This window comes from Anaerotruncus sp. DFI.9.16 (genome assembly GCF_024461615.1).
Taxonomy (GTDB): domain Bacteria; phylum Bacillota; class Clostridia; order Oscillospirales; family Ruminococcaceae; genus Anaerotruncus; species Anaerotruncus massiliensis.
On record NZ_JANFZX010000001.1, the window covers coordinates 166,448 to 185,492 of the forward strand.

A 19,045-nucleotide genomic window follows, 5' to 3' on the forward strand; every position below is an offset into this window, starting at 1 on the left:
GTGTTTCGTATTAGCAGCAAGGAATTGCTCATCAATGAGGAGATCAGGGACAAGGAAGTGCGTCTGGTCGGCACGGAGGGGGAACAGCTCGGCGTTGTGCCGCTTGCGACGGCCCAGAACATGGCGATCGAAAAGAACCTTGACCTCGTGAAGATCGCTCCTCAGGCCACGCCGCCCGTCTGCAAGATCATGGACTACGGCAAGTATAAGTTCGAGCAGGCGAAGCGGGAGAAGGAAGCAAGGAAAAATCAGAAGGTGATCGAAATCAAGGAGGTCCGCCTCTCGCTGAACATCGACACCAACGATTTCAACACCAAGGTGAACCGCGCCATCAAGTTCCTTGAGGGCGGGGATAAGGTGAAGGCGTCCCTGCGATTCCGCGGCCGCGAGATGGCGCATCCCGAGCTGGGGACGAGCATCATGAAGCGTTTCACCGAAGCGGTGGCCGAGGTCGGCAACGTCGAGAAACAGCCGAAGCTCGAGGGCCGCAGCATGGTGATGTTTATTTCGCCGAAGCCCGCAACCAATATTAAGGGAGGAAACAAAAATGCCTAAGCTGAAGACCCACACCGGTGCCAAAAAGCGCTTTAAGCTTACCAAGAACGGAAAGGTGAAACGTGCGCACGCCTACAAGAGCCACCTGCTCAACGGGCACGGGAAGACCGCCAAGAGCAAACGTCGCCTGCGCCGCGGCGCTTACGCCGACAAGACCAACGTGGCGACGATCAAGCTGCTCGTTCCTTACAAATAATCGGAATAAGACGGAGGTAAATAGATATGGCTCGTGTTAAGGGCGCAATGATGACCCGTAAGAGAAGGAAAAAGACACTGAAGCTTGCCAAAGGCTACTTTGGCGCCAAGAGCAAGCTCTTTAAAATGGCCAAACAGCAGGTGATGAAGTCGGGCAACTACGCCTTCATCGGCCGCAAGCAGAAAAAGCGCAATTTCCGCCAGCTGTGGATCACCCGCATCTCCGCGGCCTGCCGCATGAACGGCGTCAACTACAGCACCTTCATGAACGGCCTCAAAAAGGCCGGCGTGGAGCTCAACCGCAAGATGCTCTCGGAGATTGCGATCAACGACGCCGCGGCGTTCACCGCGCTCGTCGAACAGGCGAAGGCCGCCCTTTAATAGGAACCGCATACGCCCGCGCGCATTCGCGCGGGCGTATCTTTTGTATGTAGGGGAAGGAGGTACCCGCCGTGGCAGAAAAGGAGATCACTTCGCGCCAGAGCCCTTCCGTCAAGCGGTATGTCCGACTCGCGGGCTCCCGCAGGGCGCGGTATGAGGAGCGACTCTTCGTGACCGAGGGGGCCAAGCTCACCGGGGAAGCGTTTGCGGCGGGGTATTTTCCCGTCGAGCTCTTCGCCGCCGAGGAGGCGTTCGAGAGCGCTTTCGACACCCTTTCGCCCATTGCGCTCGCGGCGGAAACCTTCTGCCGCATTACCCCGGCCGTGGCGGACAAGCTCGCCCAGTCGGTCAGCCCGCAGGGCGTTTTCGGCGTTTTCCGTATGCTTGACAACGGGACGCAACCTGTTAAAATAAGCAGTAACGGCAAATTTCTCCTGCTTTCCTCGCTGCAGGACCCGGGAAATCTCGGCACCATCCTGCGCACGGCGGCGGCATTCGGGGTCGGCGGCGTCCTCCTTTCGGACGACTGCCCCGACCTGTACAGCCCCAAGGTGCTGCGCGCGTCGATGGGCGGCGTCTTCCGGGTGCCCGCCGCGGTGACGGACGACCTCGGGGGCTGGATCGACGCGCTGAAAGCAGCGGGCGTGCCCGTGTGGGCGGCCGCCCTGCGGCGGGACGCGAAGACCCTCCGGGAGGTCTCGCTCGGCGAGGGCGGCTGCGCGGTCGTGATCGGAAACGAGGGCGGCGGGCTGGCGGACGGCGTGATCGGCCGCTGCACCGGAAGCCTCGTCATCCCGATGGAGCCGGGCAGCGAATCGCTCAACGCCGCGATGGCGGCGGGGGTCTTTTTGTGGGAAATGTACCGTTAGACTGATTTCGGGGGTGCGCGGCATGGCGGACGGCCTCTATTGGATCTGGCTGCAGGAGGCGCTCGGCGCGGGCAGCATCAAGGCGGACAGGGTGATCCGGGAGATCGGCGCGCCCGAGAAGCTCTACCGCATGAGCGAGGAGGAGCTGCGCGCCACGGGGATTTTCGCGCCCAAGGAGATCGAGCGCATCCGCTCGGCCGACCTTCGGAAGGCGGAGGAGAACCTGCGCCTCTCCCGCCGGTGCGGGTGCGCCGTGATCACCCCGGATTCTCCCGATTATCCCGAGGCTTTGACAAATATCGACGGTATGCCGTGTGTATTATATGTACTGGGCGACCTGCGCGGCCTGCGGGAGGAGCTGGTCCTCACGCTGGTGGGGACGCGGACCTCGACCGATTACGGCGAGCAGTGCGCGAGACGCCTCGCCTATGACCTCGCCTCGGCGGGCTGCACCGTGGCCAGCGGGCTCGCGGTGGGCGTCGACTACGCCGCCCACGACGGGGCGCTCGCCGCCAACGGGCGCTCGGTCGGCCTGCTCGCCTGCGGGCTCGACATCGACTACCCGAGCGAAAGCCGCGGCCTCAAGCGGCGCATTCTCGACGAGGGCGGCGTGCTGATGACCGAGTTTCCCTTTGGGGAACGCCCGCAGCGCTACAACTTCAACATCCGCAACCGGCTGCTCGCGGGCATCTCCGCGGGCGTCGTGGTGGTGCAGGCCCCCAAGCAGAGCGGCGCGCTCAACACCGCGCGCCACGCACTGGATCAGAACCGGGACGTCTTCGCGGTGCCGGGGGAGATTTTCGACCCGAGCATGACCGGGTGCAACCGGCTCATCAAGGACGGCGCCAAGCTCGTTCTGAACGTCTACAGCATCCTGGAGGAGTATATCGGCCGGTTCCCGGCCGGGATCGACGCGCATACGGTGGTGCGGAAGATCCGTGCCGCCGGGCAGGATGTAAATCCGCAGCCCCTGAACGGTCCGCGCAAGGTGCCGCGCCCGTCCATGGGGGAGGCTTTGCCGCTCATGGTGGCGCAGGAGGCCGTCCCACCGGCCGAACGGCCCGGAGAGGCGGCGCTCGGGGAGCTGGGGGTCTCGGAGGAGGCCAGGAGCCTCTACGCCGCGCTCGGCGATCTGCCGGAGGGCGCGGAACCGCTCGCCGGGCGCGCGGGGCTCACCGCCGCGCAGGCGCTGGCGGCCCTGACCGAGCTGGAGCTCTTCGGGCTGGTGCGGGCGCTTCCGGGCGGCAGGTACCTGGCCGGGGCGCCGGAATGAAACTGGAATTGACTGCGCGTGAGCGCGTTTATTGATAGAGGGGAGCTTCCCCGGGAAAGGAATGGTTACAAGTTGTCCAATCTTGTCATCGTGGAGTCGCCCGCAAAGGCGAAAACGATAAAAAAATACCTCGGGAAGGGGTTTGAGGTGGTCGCGTCGATGGGACATGTCCGCGATCTGCCCAAGAGCAAGCTGGGGGTCGACGTGGACAACGGCTTCGCGCCGCAGTACGTCGACATCAAGGGCAAGGAGGACCTTATCAAGGACCTCAAAAAGGCCGCCAAGAAGAGCGACGCCATCTATCTCGCGACCGACCCGGACCGCGAGGGGGAGGCGATCTCCTGGCACCTGGCGCAGATGCTCGGCGTCGACATGAAGGAGCAGAACCGCGTCACCTTCAACGAGATCACCAAGAGCGGCGTGCATTACGGCATGGAGCACCCGCGCACAATCGACGAAAAGCTCGTGGACGCGCAGCAGGCGCGCCGCATACTCGACCGCATCGTCGGCTACAAGATCAGCCCCTTCCTCTGGCGCAAGGTGCGCAAGGGGCTGTCGGCCGGGCGGGTGCAGTCGGTCGCTGTGCGGATCATCCTCGACCGTGAGGAGGAGATCCGCGCCTTCAAGCAGCAGGAATACTGGTCCATCGACGCGCTGCTCGCCGCCAAGGGCTATGCGAAAAAGCCCTTCCCGGCCAAGCTCTATTCGATCGACGGCAAAAAGCTCGAGCTCGCCGGCATTCCGGACGAGGAGAGCGCGAAAAAGATCATCGAATCCCTCGACGGGGCGGACTACACCGTCGGCAACGTTAAGAAGGGGGTCCGCAAAAAATCCCCCGCGCCGCCCTTCATCACCTCGACCCTCCAGCAGGAGGCCTCCCGGCGGCTCGGCTACCAGTCCCGCCGCACAATGAAGATCGCGCAGGAGCTTTATGAGGGCATCGAGATCGAGGGGATCGGCGCGACCGGCCTCATCACCTACATGCGTACCGACAGCCTGCGCATCTCCGACGAGGCCGCCGACATCGCCAAGGCCTACATCACCGAGACCTACGGCAAGGAGTACCTGCCGGGGACCCGCCGCGTCTTCAAATCCAAGAAGAACGCGCAGGACGCGCACGAGGCGATCCGCCCGTCCGATCCGACCCTCACGCCCGAAAAGGTCAAGAAGGACCTCAGCGCCGAGCAGTATAAGCTCTACAAGCTCATCTGGGAGCGGTTCATCGCCAGCCAGATGGCCAACGCCCTGCTCGACACCGTGGCAGTCGACATTAACGCCGCAAACTGTCTGTTCAAGGCGTCCGGCTTTACGGTAAAGTTTGACGGCTTTACAGTGCTTTACGAGGAGGCCAAGGACTCCGACGAGGAGAATTCCGCGGCGCTCCCGCCGCTTGAGACGGGCAGCGCCCTCGCCCTCAAGCAGCTCACCCCCAACCAGCACTTCACCCAGCCGCCCGCGCGCTACACCGAGGCCTCCCTCATCAAGACGCTCGAGGAAAACGGCATCGGCCGCCCGAGCACCTACGCGCCGACGATCACGACGATCCTGGCGCGCGGCTACGTCGAGCGGGAGGGCAAGGCCCTCAAGCCGACCGCGCTGGGCGAGGTGACGACCAAGCTGATGGAGGAGCAGTTCTCCAAGATTGTCGACATTGACTTCACCGCCAACATGGAGAAGAGCCTCGACGAGGTCGAGGAGGGCAAGGAGAGCTATACCCAGGTGCTCGACGGCTTCTATGGGGATTTCATAACGACGCTTGAGACGGCGGAAAAGAATATGGAGGGCACCCGCGTCAAGGTCCCCGACGAGGAGACCGACGTGGTCTGCGAGCTGTGCGGGCGCAAGATGGTCATCAAGACCGGCCGGTTCGGCAAATTCCTCGCCTGCCCGGGCTTCCCCGAGTGCCGCAACACCAAGAAGATCGTCAAGGAGACGGGCGGTCTCTGCCCCGTGTGCGGCGGCAAGGTGCTCGCCAAAAAGTCGAAGAACGGCAAGGGCTACTACGGCTGCGAGCACTTCCCCGAATGCAAGTTCATGACGTGGGACAAACCGCTCTCTGAGCCCTGCCCCAAATGCGGCGCGGCCCTCTTCCAGAAGACGGGGCGCGGCGCGCTCATCCACTGCCTCAAGGAGGGCTGCGACTATGCGCGGCCGGTGAAAGGGAAGTCCTCTGCCGGGGACGCGGACGAGGAATGACGCCGGTCGCGGTCATCGGCGCGGGGCTCGCCGGCTGCGAGGCCGCGTGGGCGCTGGCGAACGCCGGAATCCCGGTGCGGCTCCACGAAATGAAGCCGCAAAGGTTTTCCCCCGCGCACCACAGTGAAAATTTCGCGGAGCTTGTCTGCTCCAACTCGCTCAAGGCCCAGCGCATCGGCTCGGCGGCGGGGATGCTCAAGGAAGAGATGCGCATGATGGGTTCGCTGGTCGTCGCCTGCGCTCATGAAACGAGCGTGGCGGCGGGCGGCGCGCTTGCCGTGGACCGGGACGCGTTTTCCGCGCTCGTGACGGCGCGCGTGCGCGCGCACGCGCTGATCGAGGTCGTCCCCGGCGAGGTGGCGAAGATCCCCGAAGAGGGGGATGTGATCGTCGCGACGGGGCCGCTCACCTCAGACGCGCTCGCGGCCGACATCGAGGCGCGCTGCGGCGGGTCGCTGAGCTTCTACGACGCGGCCGCGCCGATCGTCACCTTCGATTCGCTCGACCGGGAGCGGGTCTTTTTCGCGGCGCGCTACGGCCGCGGGGAGGACGACTACATCAACTGCCCCTTTACGAAGGAGGAGTACGAACGGTTCTACGACGCGCTGTTAAGCGCCGAGGGCGCGCCGCTGCACAGCTTCGACCGCCCGGAGGAGAAGGTCTACGAGGGCTGCATGCCGATCGAGATCATGGCGCGGCGCGGTCCGGACACCATCCGCTACGGGCCGCTCAAGCCGGTCGGCCTGCGCGACCCGCGCACCGGGCGCCGCCCGTGGGCGGTGGTGCAGCTGCGGCGGGAGAACCGGGAGGGGAGCCTCTACAACCTTGTGGGCTTCCAGACCAACCTCAAATTCGGGGAGCAGAAGCGGGTCTTTTCGATGATCCCGGGGCTCGAGCACGCGGAATTCGCGCGGTACGGCGTGATGCACCGCAACACCTTCCTCGATTCGCCCCGCCTGCTGGACGGCGCCTTTCGGCTGCGGAGCGAGGAAAGAATCTGCTTTGCGGGGCAGATTACCGGCGTGGAGGGGTATATTGAGTCGGCCATGTCGGGAATCCTAGCAGGGAAGCAGCTTGCGCGCAGGCTGCGCGGCCTGCCTCCGCTGGAATTGCCGCGCGACACGATGTCGGGGGCGCTGTGCGCCTACATCAGCGATGAAAGCGTCGCCGAGTTCCAGCCGATGGGCTGCAATATGGGGCTGCTGCCCCCGCTCGGCGAACGGGTGCGGGACAAGCAGCAGCGTTACCAGATGATCGCCGAGCGGGGGCTCGGCCACCTGCGGGAGGTCCTGCGGGAAGAACAGGAGGTCTTGTAATCATGAGAATCATCGTGGATGCCTTCGGCGGAGACAACGCGCCGCTCGAGGTCCTCAGGGGCTGCGCCATGGCCGTGAAGGAGTACGGCGTCGACATCATCGCCTGCGGAAGCGAAAAAACCATCCGCGAGGTGTGCCAAAAGAACCGGATCCCGCTCGACCGCATCTCGATCACCGACGTGGAGAAGGTCATCCCGGTGGAGGTCGACCCGACCGAGGTGGTCAAGTCGTACGACGACTGCACGATGGCGGTCGGCATGAAGATGCTCGCCTCGGGCGAGGGGGACGCCTTCGTCTCGGCGGGCAGCACGGGCGCGATCGTCGTGGGCGCGTCCCTCTTCGTCAAGCGGATCAAGGGGATCAAGCGCGCCGCGCTCGCAACCGTCATCCCCTCGCAGGACGGCTGCTACATGCTGCTTGATATGGGCGCGAACGCCGAGTGCCGCCCCGAGATGCTCGTGCAGTTCGGCATCATGGGCAGCGCCTACATGGAGCATGTCCTGGGGATCGAGCGCCCGCGCGTCGGCATCATCAACATCGGCACGGAGGAGAATAAGGGCCTCGAGTTACAGATCGACGCCTACCGGATGATGCAGCACGCGCCGGTTAACTTCGTCGGCAACATCGAGCCGCGCGACCTGCCCTTCACCAAATGCGACGTGGCGGTCGCGGACGGGTTCGTCGGCAACGTCGTGCTGAAACTGACCGAGGGGCTGGGCTCCTGGTTTTCGAAGGAGCTCAAGGGCATCCTCTTCCAAAACGCGGCCTCCAAGATCGGCGCGGTCTTTCTGAGCAAGGGCGTGCTCTCCTTCAAAAAGAAGATGGACTACACCGAGTACGGCGGCGCGCCGCTGATGGGCATCTCCAAGCCGGTCATCAAGGCGCACGGCAGCTCGAACGCAAAGGCGTTCAAAAACGCGATCCGGCAGGCGAAGGAGTACACCGAGCGGGGCGTGATCGGCGAGATCAGCGACGCGCTCGCGCAGCTCCGGGCGAACGCCGCGGACAACCGGACGGAGGGCTGAGATGGAAGCACATGTAAAGGATACGGCCCCGCTTGAGGAGCGGATCGGCTACACCTTCCAGAACCGTAAATACCTCGACATCGCGCTGACCCACTCCTCCTACGCCAACGAGATGAAGAAGAACCTCTCGAGCAACGAGCGGCAGGAGTTTTTGGGGGACGCGGTGCTCTCGATCATCGTTTCCGACTATCTCTTCCACACCTTCCACCTCGCGGAGGGGGACCTCACCAAGCTGCGTGCGGCGATGGTGTGCGAAAAATCCCTCTGCGAGTTCGCGCGGCAGTTTTCGCTGGGGGACTACCTCAAACTCGGACGCGGCGAGGAGATGATGGGGGGGCGCACCCGTCCATCGATTCTGGCCGACGCGTTTGAGGCGCTGCTCGCGGCGATCTACCTTGACGGGGGGATTGAACCGGCGCGCAGATTCGTACTCGGCTTCGTCGTGGACACGCTCGAGCACCGGGACGAGTTCGCCTTCACCGACTACAAGACGATGCTCCAGGAGATCATCCAGAAGAACCCCGAGGAGCGGCTTTCCTACGTGCTCGTCGAGGAATCCGGCCCCGACCACAACAAGTCCTTTGTGGTCGAGGTGCACCTCAACAGCAACGTGATCGGCAGCGGGCGCGGCGGCAGCAAGAAGAGCGCCGAGCAGGCGGCCGCCCGCGAGGCGCTGCGGCTGATGGGCGAGTGCCCGTGAGGCACGCGAACCTCGCGATCTTCGTCCCCCACGCCGGCTGCCCGAGGCAGTGCAGCTTCTGCAACCAGAAAAGCATCTCGGGCGCGCGGGAGGCCCCGACGGGGAAATCGGTCGCGGCGCTCTGCGCCGAATCGGCCCGCGCGCTCGCGGGCACGGACACCGACGCGGAGATCGCCTTTTTCGGCGGCAGCTTTACCGCCATCGGCCGGGACTACATGCTCGAGCTGCTCGAGGCTGCCGCCCCCTTTGTGGGCGGCGCGTTCCGGGGCATCCGCATTTCCACCCGGCCAGACGCGGTCGACGGGGAAACGCTTGGCCTGCTGCGGCGGTATGGGGTGACCGCGGTCGAGCTCGGCGCGCAGAGTATGGACGACGGGGTGCTCGATCAGAACCTGCGCGGACACACCGCCGACGACGTGGAGCGCGCCGCAGGGCTCGTGCGGGAGGCGGGCTTTGAGCTGGGGCTCCAGATGATGACGGGGCTTTACGGCTCGGACGAGGCGCGCGACTTCATGACCGCGGAGCGCCTGGCCGCGTGCGCTCCCGACACGGTGCGGGTCTACCCGACGGTCGTGATGGAGGGGACGGGGCTCGCGGCGCTCTGGCGCGCGGGGGCCTACCGCCCCCAGACGCTCGAGGAGGCCGTCTCGCTCGGGGCGCGGCTGCTCGAATTCTTTGAGGGGAAGGGCGTCCGCGTCATCCGCATGGGCCTGCACGCGCAGGACTCCCTCGAGCGGGAGCGGCTGGCCGGGCCCTACCACCCGGCGTTCCGCGAGCTCTGCGAGGGGGAGGCGATGCGCCGGCGTGCCGAGGCTCTGCTCGCCGGACGCCCGGAGGGGGAGTACCTCCTGCGGGTCGGCCCCCGGAGCCTCTCAAAAATTACGGGGCATGGGGCGCGCACCGTTGAAAAACTGGGGAAATTAGGGTATCATGTAAAGATAGAACCGGACGGGAGGCTCTCAGGCCTCGCGATCGAGATAAAGGAAGTGTGACATTGCGTCTTCGCAGCTTGGAGATACAGGGGTTCAAATCCTTCCCCGACCGCACAAAGCTCAGCTTCCACGACGGCATCACGGCCGTCGTCGGGCCGAACGGCTCGGGCAAGAGCAACATCGCGGACGCGGTGCGCTGGGTGCTGGGGGAGCAGTCGACGAAGACGCTGCGCGGCGGCAAGATGGAGGACGTCATTTTCGGCGGCACGCAGACGCGCAAGCCGCAGGGCTACGCGCAGGTGCTGCTCACGATCGACAACGCCGACCGCGCGCTCGCCTGCGACAGCGACGTGGTCACGGTCGGGCGCAAGCTCTACCGCTCGGGGGAGAGCGAATACCGGCTGAACGGCGCGGCGGTGCGCCTCAAGGACGTCTACGAGCTCTTCATGGACACGGGGCTCGGGCGGGACGGCTACTCGATCATCGGGCAGGGCAAGATCGCCGAGATCGTCAGCGCGAAGAGCACCCAGCGCCGCGAAATCTTTGAGGAGGCGGCGGGGATCTCCAAGTACCGCTACCGCAAGCTCGAGGCCCAGCGCCGCCTGGAGGCCGCGGAGGAAAACCTCCTGCGCCTGCGGGACATCCTCGACGAGCTCGAAAGCCGTGTGGAACCGCTGCGGGCGCAGTCGGAAAAGGCGGCGCAGTTCCTCGAATACGCGGGGGAGAAGAAGACGCTGGAAATCTCCCTCTGGGTGCTGACGCTCGACAAATCCAGGGCGGTGCTGCGGGAGCAGGAGGACAAGATCCTGCTCTGCCGCGACGAGCACGACGGCGTCCAGGCGGAGCTCGACGGCATCGAGGGGCAGATCAACGCGCTCTTCGCGCAGATGCAGGCGCTCGCGGTCGAGATCGACTCGCGGCGCGGGCGCGTCCGGGAGATCGAGGAGCTCACGGCGCAGAGCGGGGCGGAGATCGCCGTCCTGCGCAATGATATGGCGCACAACGACGCGTCGGTCGAGCGCATCCGGGCGGAACTCGAGCAGTCGGACGCGTCGGACAGCGATCTCGACGAAAGGATACATACCTTTGAGGCGCAGATCGCGGAACGCCGGCAGGGCCTTGACGACCTGCGCCGCAGGCATGAGGAGGTCCAGCGGGAGCTGACGACGCTGGGAGAAGTGCAGGAGGACTGCCGCGGGAAGATCGACGCGCTCAAGGAGCGCCGTTTCGGCCTGACCCAGAGCATCAACGAGGTCAAGCTCTCCTCCGCGTCGAGCAGCTCGCTGATCGACGAGACGATCGCGCGGCTCGAGTCCCTCAAGAAGGGCGCGGTCGTCAAGGACGAAAATATCGCTAAGATCCGGCGGGAGCTCTCCGACTGCGGGGAGCTGCTCGAGGGGATCGAGGAGAACCTGCTTTCGCTGCAAAATTCCCGCAGGGGCTGCCAGATGAAGCTGGAGGGCCGCCAGCAGAAGCTCGACGCGCTGCTCGAGCAGCGGCGCGCCCTCGAGGACAAGGCCCGCGCCCACACCCAGCGGGCCAAGCTGCTCTTCGACATGGAGAACAGCCTGGAGGGCTTTTCACAGAGCGTCAAATATATCATGGAGCAGGCGCGCAGGGGCGCGATCGGGGACGTTTACGGCCCCGTCTCCCGGCTCATCTCGATGGAGGACGACTACGCGCTCGCGGTGGAGATCGCGCTCGGCGCGGCGATGCAGAACATCGTCGTCAAGGACGAGGCGGTCGCCAAGCGCGCCATCGGCATGCTCAAATCGAGCAAGTCGGGCCGGGCGACCTTCCTGCCCGTCTCCACGGTCAAGGGGAATCGGCTCAACGAAAACTGGCTGCCCGGAACGGACGGCTTTGTCGGCGTTGCCGCCGACCTGGTCCGGTGTGACGAGCGCTACCGGGGCGTGATCAACCAGCTTTTGGGCCGCATCGTGATCGTTCGGGACCTCGACTGCGCGGCCGCCGTCGCGAAAAAGGGCGGCTACCGCTTCCGCGTCGTCACCCTCGACGGGCAGGTCGTCAACGCGGGCGGCTCGATGACGGGCGGCTGGGCCGCGCGCAGCGCGGGCATCCTCAGCCGCTCGAAGGAGATCGAGGAGCTCAAGGGCAGGGCCGCGGCGTGCGAAAAGGAGATGGCGGGGCTCGACGGGCAGATCAAGGCGCTGCGCGAGGAGATCGCGGCCGTGCAGGCGTCGCTTGCGGGGATCGACGGGGAGCTCGCCACCGCGCAGGAGGATAAGATCCGCTATACCGCCGAGCAGAAGCAGCTGGCTTCCGCCCGCGACGAGGCGGTCCGTTCCCGCGAGCAGGCGGCGGAGGAATACGGCCGGCTGGCCGAACGGCTCGAGGAACTGAAGGAAAAGAACGTCACGAGCGCCGAGCTGACCGACGATTTGAACCGCCAGCTCGACGAGGTGGCGCAGCAGCTCGGCGTGCTCGCCTCCAAGCGGGACACCTGCGCGGCGCAGGCGTCGGAGGTGTCCGCGCGCCTGTCCCGGCAGGAGGTGGAGATCATCTCGATCACCAAGGAGATCGACGGCCTGCGGCAGATGGCCGACCAGCTGCGCGACCAGAAGCTGCACCAGAAGGAGCACGTCGCCGGGCTCGAGCGGCAGCGGGCGGATTATCTGCGGGAGAACGCGGAAATCCGGGAGAAGATCGCGCAGGCCGAGCGGCGGCGGGAGGACTACGCGGCGCAGGCCGCCGCGCTGGGCGCGGAGATCGAGCAGAAGACGCAGGCGCGCAACGCCTGCGAGGCGAAGACCACCGCCCTGCGCGCCGACGAAAAGGAGATCACGGCGCGGCGGGAGACCGCCGTGCGGGAGCTTGCGCGGCTCGAGGAGAAGAAGGCGTCGCTCCAGGCGGAGTACGACGGCATCATCTCGCGGCTGTGGGACGAATATGAGATCACCCGCACGCAGGCCTCCGAGATCGCGCGGCCGGTGGAGGACGCCGGGAGGGCGCAGCGGCGGCTCGGGGAGCTCAAGGGGAAGATCCGGGCGCTCGGCAACGTCAACGTCAGCGCGATCGAGGAATACAAAGAGGTGTCGGAGCGGTACCGCTTCCTCAAGACCCAGACGGACGACGCGGAGAAGTCCCGCGCCGAGCTTATGAAGCTGATTACCCAGCTCACGAGCGACATGCAGTCGATCTTCGCGGATAATTTCGGCAGGATCGCCGAAAATTTCTCCAGAATCTTCACCGAGCTCTTCGACGGCGGGCGGGCGGAGCTCACCCTCACCGACCCGGGCAGCGTGCTTGAATCGGGCATCGAAATCTACGTCCAGCCGCCCGGCAAGATCATCAAGAACCTTGCGGCCCTCTCGGGCGGCGAGCAGGCGTTTGTGGCGATCGCCATCTATTTCGCGATCCTCAAGGTGCGGCCGTCGCCCTTCTGCCTGCTCGACGAGATCGAGGCGGCGCTCGACGACGTGAACGTCGTCAAATACGCGCAGTATCTGCGCACGATGTGCGACAGGACCCAGTTCATCACGATCACCCACCGGCGCGGCACGATGGAGGAAGCGGACATGCTCTACGGCGTGACGATGCAGGAGGAGGGCGTGTCCAAGCTGCTTGAGCTGCACGTCAGCGAGATCGAAAGCAAACTGGGCATCAAGTAGGGGGGTACCAAATGGGATTTTTCGGAAGACTTGCGGAAGGGCTCAAAAAGACGCGGGAGTCGATGGCGCGCGCCGTCGACGAGCTGGTCAATTCCTTCACCAGGATCGACGAGGAGCTCTTTGAGGAGCTCGAGGAGACGCTCATCATGTCCGACGTGGGCGCGGTGACCGCCTCGGCCATCTGCGATGAACTGCGCGCGGAGGTCAAACGGCGGGGCGTCACCGACGCGTCGGAGGTCAAGGGCCTGCTCAAGGAGATCATCGCGGGGATGCTTGCGGGCGGGGAGGAGCTGAACCTCTCGACCAGGCCGTCGGTCATCCTTGTCATCGGCGTGAACGGGGTGGGCAAGACCACCACGATCGGCAAGCTCGCCGCCAACCTCAAGGCGGACGGCAAAAAGGTGCTGCTCGGCGCGGCGGACACCTTCCGCGCGGCGGCGATCGAACAGCTCGGCGTGTGGGCCGAACGCTCGGGGGTCGACATGATCCGGCAGTCGGAGGGCTCCGACCCGGCGGCCGTCGTCTTCGACGCGGTCACGGCGGGCAGGGCGCGCGGCGTGGACGTGGTCATCTGCGACACGGCGGGCCGCCTCCACAACAAGAAGAACCTCATGGACGAGCTGGGCAAAATCTCCCGCGTCATCCAGCGGGAAGCCCCCGGCTGCGACACCGAGGTGCTGCTCGTGCTCGACGCGACGACGGGGCAGAATGCCCTCAACCAGGCGCGCCAGTTCAAGGAGGCCGCGGGCATCACCGGCATCATCCTCACCAAGCTCGACGGCACGGCGCGCGGCGGCGTGGTCATCGGCATCAAGCAGGAATTACAGGTCCCGATCAAATATATCGGCGTGGGCGAGCAGATCGACGATCTGCGCCCCTTTAACGCGCAGGACTTTGTCGACGCCCTCTTCGGCGGGCGGGAGGAAACGGAGGAGGACGCGTGATGAAGGTGATTGCCGCGACGGGGAACATGGGCAAGCTCCGGGAATTTGCCCGCATCTTCGCGCCGCTGGGCATCGAGCCCGCCGCGCAGTCGGAGGTCTGCCCCGGCCTCTCGGTCGAGGAGACGGGGACGACCTTCGCGGAAAACGCCTTCCTCAAGGCGGACGCGGTCCATGAGCGCACCGGGCTGGCCGCCGTCGCGGACGACTCGGGGCTCTGCGTCGACGCGCTGGACGGCGCGCCGGGGGTCTACTCGGCGCGGTACGCGGGGGAGGAGACCCCCTATCCCGAAAAGATTTCCCGCCTGCTCGGGGAGCTGGAGGGGGTGCCGGAGGAGCGCCGCACGGCGCGCTTCGTGGCGCACATCTGCTATATCGGCGCGGACGGCGCCCGCATCGACGCGGAGGGGACCTGCGAAGGGAAGATCGGCTGGGAGCCGCGCGGGGACGGCGGCTTCGGGTACGACCCCATCTTCTACGTGGGGGACCGCAGCTTCGCGGAGCTCTCCGCGGAGGAGAAGGATGCGGTATCCCACCGCGGCAAGGCGCTGCGGGAACTGGCGCGCAAGCTGAACGAACATCAAAACGGATGAGATAGAGGAGAAAAGGATATGCTGACAAGCAAACAGCGGGCGAAGCTCCGCGGCATCGCGAGCACCGGGGAGACCATCCTCCAGGTGGGCAAGGGCGGCGTGGCGGAAGCGCTCGTCAAACAGGTGGACGACGCGCTGACGGCGCGCGAGCTCATCAAGCTGCGGGTGCTCGAGACGAGCCCCGCGCCGGTGCGCGAGGTCGCGCAGCAGCTCGCCGAGGCGACCGGCTCCGAGGTGGTGCAGGTCATCGGCATGAAGCTGGTGCTCTACCGCCGCAACCCTGAAAAACCGGTCATCGACCTCGGCTGATGCGCACGGGGGTCTTCGGCGGGACCTTCAATCCCGTCCACAACGGCCACATCCACCTGGCGCGCACCTATTTTGACGCGCTCCGGCTCGACCGGATGCTGGTCATCCCCACCTGCCTGCCGCCCCACAAGCCGGGGGAGCAGCTCGCGGACGGGGCGGACCGGCTCGCGATGTGCCGCCTCGCCTTCGACGTCCTGCCCGGCTTCAAGGCGAGCGACATCGAGCTGCGGCGCGGGCAGAAAAGCTACACGGTGGACACCCTCGAGCAGCTTGCAAAGGAATACCCGGACGACGGCTTCTACCTCATCATGGGCAGCGACATGTTCCTGACGCTGACCGGGTGGCGGGAGTGGAGGCGCATCTGCGAGCTGGCGGTTATTTGCGCCGGGGCGCGGGACACCGCGCTGCGCGGCCGGCTCGCCGACTGCAAACGCTCGCTCGAGGCGCAGGGGGCGCGCTGCGAGCTGGTCGAGCTTAACCCCCTTCCGATCTCCTCGACGCTCGTGCGCGCGCGCGCGCGGGAGAAGAAACCGCTCGGCGGGCTGGTCCCGCCAAAGGTCGCCGCATACATCGACAGCCATGGGCTCTATCAGACATTATAGGAAAGCGGGGCGTTCCTGATGGAATATGATCTGAAGAAGCTGGACAAACTTGCGAAAAAGACCCTCTCGGCCAAGCGGTACTACCACACCCAGTGCGTGGTGCAGCAGGCGCAGAAGCTCGCGCGGCTCTACGGCTGCGACGAGCAGAAGGCGATGGTGGCCGGCTGGATGCACGATATCTGCAAGGAGATACCCAGGGAGGAGCAGTTGCAATGGCTCACAAAGTGTGGTATCATTCTTGACAGCGTGCAGGAGAGCCAGCCCAAGACGTGGCACGGCATGGCGGCGTGCGGCTTCATTTCGGAGAAGCTCGGCATCACCGACCCCGAGATCCTGCACGCCATCCGTTTTCACACGACGGCGTGCGGGCATATGACCGAGCTGGACGAGGTGGTCTACCTGGCGGATTTGACGAGTGTCGACCGCGTCTATCCCGACATCCTGCCGATGCGGAAACTCGCGGAAACCGCCCTCAAGCCCGCGATGAAGGAAGCGATGCGCTACGCGGTCAACGACCTCGTGGAGCGGTCGCTCGGAATCAGCTTTGATACGTTCCAGGCATATAATGTCTATATGGCGTACTGATTTTTTACCGGAGGTGAAGCAATGACATCGATTGAAATGGCAAAGGAGGCCGCGAGGCTCCTGTCGGAAAAAAAGGGCACGGACATCACCGCGATCGAGATCCGGGATCTGACCACGATCGGGGATTATTTTGTCATCGCGTCTGGCGGGTCCAACGCGCAGGTCAAGGCGCTTTCGGACGCGGTCGAGGAGGGGCTCTCCAAGCAGGGCTTCGAGCCGCGCCGCATCGAGGGCTACCAGTCGGCCATGTGGGTCGTGCTCGATTACTACGACGTGATCGTCCATATCTTCTATGACAAAACCCGCGAGTTCTATTCGCTCGAGCGGCTGTGGGCGGACGCCCCGCGCGTCGACCTGGGGCTTGCGGAATAAAATAAAGGAAGCCAACATCATTTGCCGCGCTGGACACGGCAAACAGGGAGTGTACAGCATTGAAGTACGATTTTGCAGCAATTGAGAAAAAATGGCAGAAGAGCTGGGAGGCGCGCAACGTCTTCGCGGCGACCGACGACTACTCCAAGCCGAAGTATTACGCGCTGGTCGAGTTCCCCTACCCGTCGGGGCAGGGGCTGCACGTCGGCCATCCGCGCTCCTACACCGCGCTGGACATCGTCGCGCGCAAGCGCCGCCTGGAGGGCTACAACGTCCTCTACCCGATGGGCTGGGACGCCTTTGGACTGCCGACCGAAAACTACGCCATCAAGAACCACATCCACCCCGAAAAGGTGACCCACGACAACGTTCAGCGGTTCAAGTCCCAGCTCAAGAGCCTGGGGCTCAGCTTCGACTGGAACCGGGAGATCAACACCACCGATCCCGATTACTACCGGTGGACCCAGTGGATCTTCCTCCAGCTCTTCAAGAAGGGGCTCGCCTATAAGAAGGAGATGTCGGTCAACTGGTGCACCGGCTGCAAGGTCGTACTGGCGAACGAAGAGGTCGTCAACGGCGTCTGCGAACGCTGCGGGAGCGAGGTCGTCCACAAGGTCAAGAGCCAGTGGATGCTCGGCATCACCCAGTACGCCCAGCGGCTGCTCGACGACCTCGACACGGTCGACTACATCGACCGCGTCAAGGTCTCCCAGCGCAACTGGATCGGCCGCTCGACCGGCGCGCAGGTGGATTTCGACACCACTGCGGGGGACAAGCTGACCGTCTTTACCACCCGCCCCGACACCCTGTTCGGCGCGACCTACATGGTCATTTCGCCCGAGCACCCCTACGTCGACCGGTGGGCGGACAAGATCTCCAACATGGACGCGGTACGCGCTTACCAGGAGGAGTCGGCGAAGAAGTCCGACTTCGAGCGCACCGAGCTGGTCAAGGACAAGACGGGCGTCATGCTCGAGGGGGTCCGGGGGATCAACCCGGTCAACAACGCCGAGATCCCCATCTTCCTCTCCGACTACGTCCTCATGTCCTACGGCACCGGCGCGATCATGGCCGTCCCGGCGCACGACACGCGCGACTGGGAATTCGCCAAGAAATTCGGCCTGCCCATCGTCGAGGTCGTCAAGGGCGGGAATGTAAATGAGGAAGCCTTTACAGACTGTGAGACGGGCGTGATGGTCAACTCCGGCATGCTCGACGGCCTCTCGGTCGAGGAGGCAAAGAAGAAGATCACCGCCTGGCTCGCCGAAAACGGCAAGGGCGAGCCGAAGGTGAACTTTAAGCTGCGCGACTGGGTCTTCTCCCGCCAGCGGTACTGGGGGGAGCCGATCCCGATCATCCACTGCGACCACTGCGGCTATGTCCCGCTCGACGAGAGCGAGCTGCCGCTGCGCCTGCCCGAGGTGGACAGCTACGAGCCGACCGAAAACGGCGATTCGCCGCTCGCGGCCATGGACGACTGGGTGAACGTGTCCTGTCCCAAGTGCGGCGCGCCCGCCAGGCGGGAGACCGACACGATGCCCCAGTGGGCGGGCTCGTCCTGGTACTTTTTGCGCTACTGCGATCCCCACAACGATAAGGCCCTCGCCTCCAGGGAGGCGCTCGAATACTGGATGCCGGTCGACTGGTACAACGGAGGCATGGAGCACACGACGCTCCACCTGCTCTACTCCCGCTTCTGGCACAAGTTCCTCTACGACATCGGCGTGGTGCCCACGCCCGAGCCGTACGCCAAGCGCACAAGCCACGGCATGATCCTCGGTGAAAACAACGAGAAGATGTCCAAGTCCCGCGGCAACGTCGTCAACCCCGACGACATCATCCGCGACTACGGCGCGGACACCCTGCGCCTCTATGAGATGTTCATCGGCGACTTCGAGAAGAGCGCGCCCTGGTCCCAGTCGTCGATCAAGGGCTGCAAGCGCTTTCTGGAGCGGGTGTTCGGGCTGCTGGACATCCTCGCGCCGGGCGGGGAGTATACCCCCGAGCTGGAAGGCGCCCTGCACAAGACAATCCGGAAGGTGTCCGAGGACATCGAGGCGATGAAGTACAACACCGCCATCGCGGCGATGATGAGCCTCCTCAACGATATCTGCGCGAAGGGCAGCGTCAACCACGCGGAGTTGCGGACCTTCATCCTGCTGCTCAACCCCTTCGCGCCGCACATGACCGAGGAGATGTGGGAGCGCGCCGGGTTCGGCGGGACGGTCACCGATCAGAAGTGGCCCGTCTTTGACCCCGAAAAATGCAGGGACGCGCAGGTCGAGATCGCCGCGCAGGTGTGCGGCAAGATCAAGGCGCGCGTCATGGTGGACGCGGACGCCCCGGACGCCGAGCTGCTCGCCGCCGTCAAGGCCCGCCCCGAGGTCCAGGCGGCGCTGGAGGGCAAGACGATCGTCAAGGAGATCGTCGTCAAGGGCAAGCTCGTCAACATCGTCGCCCGGTAAAAGCCCGTATTCATGCGGTCCGGCGGCTTTGCGCCGAAAGGCGGGGCAAACTGCTTGACAAAACAGGCGTTTCCATAGTATAATAAATTTTGTTATCCACATCT

General features: G+C 64.9%; 18 protein-coding genes. All 18 read left to right on the top strand.

Annotation, left to right across the window (positions count from 1 at the left end):
- On the top strand, positions 1-555 hold the full coding sequence (gene infC / locus NE609_RS00795; protein ID WP_243107394.1) for a translation initiation factor IF-3: 555 nt from the start codon (positions 1-3) through the stop codon (positions 553-555).
- Positions 548-751 (top strand): 50S ribosomal protein L35, encoded by a 204-nt coding sequence (gene rpmI, locus NE609_RS00800; protein ID WP_101550915.1) that lies wholly within the window; start codon positions 548-550, stop codon positions 749-751. The genes infC and rpmI overlap by 8 nt, the downstream gene beginning before the upstream one ends.
- A gap of 26 nt (positions 752-777) precedes the next feature.
- Complete coding sequence (gene rplT, locus NE609_RS00805; RefSeq protein WP_101550913.1) at positions 778-1,131, top strand: 50S ribosomal protein L20; 354 nt, start codon at positions 778-780, stop codon at positions 1,129-1,131.
- A 71-nt stretch (positions 1,132-1,202) separates the two neighbouring features.
- A complete protein-coding gene (locus tag NE609_RS17695) occupies positions 1,203-2,000 on the top strand; it encodes an RNA methyltransferase (protein WP_121585724.1) in 798 nt (265 codons plus the stop codon).
- 22 nt (positions 2,001-2,022) lie between these two features.
- A complete protein-coding gene (dprA, locus tag NE609_RS00815; protein ID WP_256151397.1) occupies positions 2,023-3,273 on the top strand; it encodes a DNA-processing protein DprA in 1,251 nt (416 codons plus the stop codon).
- 72 nt (positions 3,274-3,345) lie between these two features.
- Positions 3,346-5,469 carry a type I DNA topoisomerase gene (gene topA / locus NE609_RS00820; RefSeq protein WP_121585721.1) on the top strand — a complete coding sequence of 708 codons (2,124 nt, stop codon included), beginning with the start codon at positions 3,346-3,348 and terminating at the stop codon, positions 5,467-5,469.
- Entirely contained in the window at positions 5,466-6,785 is a 1,320-nt protein-coding gene (gene trmFO, locus NE609_RS00825) for a methylenetetrahydrofolate--tRNA-(uracil(54)-C(5))-methyltransferase (FADH(2)-oxidizing) TrmFO (protein WP_256151398.1), read from the top strand. Before topA ends, trmFO begins: the two co-directional genes overlap by 4 nt.
- A 2-nt stretch (positions 6,786-6,787) precedes the next feature.
- Positions 6,788-7,810 carry a phosphate acyltransferase PlsX gene (gene plsX, locus NE609_RS00830; RefSeq protein WP_256151399.1) on the top strand — a complete coding sequence of 341 codons (1,023 nt, stop codon included), beginning with the start codon at positions 6,788-6,790 and terminating at the stop codon, positions 7,808-7,810.
- 1 nt (position 7,811) lies between these two features.
- On the top strand, positions 7,812-8,510 hold the full coding sequence (gene rnc / locus NE609_RS00835; protein WP_101550901.1) for a ribonuclease III: 699 nt from the start codon (positions 7,812-7,814) through the stop codon (positions 8,508-8,510).
- Entirely contained in the window at positions 8,507-9,502 is a 996-nt protein-coding gene (locus NE609_RS17700) for a radical SAM protein (protein ID WP_256151400.1), read from the top strand. Before rnc ends, NE609_RS17700 begins: the two co-directional genes overlap by 4 nt.
- A 2-nt stretch (positions 9,503-9,504) precedes the next feature.
- Entirely contained in the window at positions 9,505-13,074 is a 3,570-nt protein-coding gene (smc, locus tag NE609_RS00845) for a chromosome segregation protein SMC (protein WP_256151401.1), read from the top strand.
- Between the two features lie 11 nt (positions 13,075-13,085).
- A complete protein-coding gene (gene ftsY, locus NE609_RS00850; protein WP_256151402.1) occupies positions 13,086-14,018 on the top strand; it encodes a signal recognition particle-docking protein FtsY in 933 nt (310 codons plus the stop codon).
- The gene (gene rdgB / locus NE609_RS00855; RefSeq protein WP_101550895.1) at positions 14,018-14,608 is read left to right on the top strand and encodes an RdgB/HAM1 family non-canonical purine NTP pyrophosphatase; all 591 of its coding nucleotides are present in this window, start codon (positions 14,018-14,020) and stop codon (positions 14,606-14,608) included. The genes ftsY and rdgB overlap by 1 nt, the downstream gene beginning before the upstream one ends.
- An 18-nt stretch (positions 14,609-14,626) precedes the next feature.
- Complete coding sequence (locus NE609_RS00860; RefSeq protein WP_101550893.1) at positions 14,627-14,917, top strand: YhbY family RNA-binding protein; 291 nt, start codon at positions 14,627-14,629, stop codon at positions 14,915-14,917.
- The gene (gene nadD, locus NE609_RS00865) at positions 14,917-15,519 is read left to right on the top strand and encodes a nicotinate (nicotinamide) nucleotide adenylyltransferase (protein WP_256151403.1); all 603 of its coding nucleotides are present in this window, start codon (positions 14,917-14,919) and stop codon (positions 15,517-15,519) included. The genes NE609_RS00860 and nadD overlap by 1 nt, the downstream gene beginning before the upstream one ends.
- A gap of 18 nt (positions 15,520-15,537) precedes the next feature.
- The gene (gene yqeK, locus NE609_RS00870; protein ID WP_256151404.1) at positions 15,538-16,104 is read left to right on the top strand and encodes a bis(5'-nucleosyl)-tetraphosphatase (symmetrical) YqeK; all 567 of its coding nucleotides are present in this window, start codon (positions 15,538-15,540) and stop codon (positions 16,102-16,104) included.
- Between the two features lie 21 nt (positions 16,105-16,125).
- The gene (gene rsfS / locus NE609_RS00875; protein ID WP_101550888.1) at positions 16,126-16,476 is read left to right on the top strand and encodes a ribosome silencing factor; all 351 of its coding nucleotides are present in this window, start codon (positions 16,126-16,128) and stop codon (positions 16,474-16,476) included.
- Positions 16,477-16,535: 59 nt separating this feature from the next.
- Positions 16,536-18,941: a leucine--tRNA ligase gene (gene leuS / locus NE609_RS00880; RefSeq protein WP_256151405.1), complete on the top strand. Its 2,406-nt coding sequence runs from the start codon at positions 16,536-16,538 to the stop codon at positions 18,939-18,941.
- Positions 18,942-19,045: the final 104 nt, after the last annotated feature.

Excerpts from the sequence above, each read along its gene's own strand:
- rpmI (WP_101550915.1), top strand. The coding sequence starts at position 548 with ATGCCTAAGCTGAAGACCCACACCGGTGCCAAAAAGCGCTTTAAGCTT.
- rplT (WP_101550913.1), top strand. The coding sequence starts at position 778 with ATGGCTCGTGTTAAGGGCGCAATGATGACCCGTAAGAGAAGGAAAAAG.
- dprA (WP_256151397.1), top strand. The coding sequence starts at position 2,023 with ATGGCGGACGGCCTCTATTGGATCTGGCTGCAGGAGGCGCTCGGCGCG.
- trmFO (WP_256151398.1), top strand. The coding sequence starts at position 5,466 with ATGACGCCGGTCGCGGTCATCGGCGCGGGGCTCGCCGGCTGCGAGGCC.
- plsX (WP_256151399.1), top strand. The coding sequence starts at position 6,788 with ATGAGAATCATCGTGGATGCCTTCGGCGGAGACAACGCGCCGCTCGAG.
- rnc (WP_101550901.1), top strand. The coding sequence starts at position 7,812 with ATGGAAGCACATGTAAAGGATACGGCCCCGCTTGAGGAGCGGATCGGC.
- ftsY (WP_256151402.1), top strand. The coding sequence starts at position 13,086 with ATGGGATTTTTCGGAAGACTTGCGGAAGGGCTCAAAAAGACGCGGGAG.
- rdgB (WP_101550895.1), top strand. The coding sequence starts at position 14,018 with ATGAAGGTGATTGCCGCGACGGGGAACATGGGCAAGCTCCGGGAATTT.
- NE609_RS00860 (WP_101550893.1), top strand. The coding sequence starts at position 14,627 with ATGCTGACAAGCAAACAGCGGGCGAAGCTCCGCGGCATCGCGAGCACC.
- nadD (WP_256151403.1), top strand. The coding sequence starts at position 14,917 with ATGCGCACGGGGGTCTTCGGCGGGACCTTCAATCCCGTCCACAACGGC.
- yqeK (WP_256151404.1), top strand. The coding sequence starts at position 15,538 with ATGGAATATGATCTGAAGAAGCTGGACAAACTTGCGAAAAAGACCCTC.
- rsfS (WP_101550888.1), top strand. The coding sequence starts at position 16,126 with ATGACATCGATTGAAATGGCAAAGGAGGCCGCGAGGCTCCTGTCGGAA.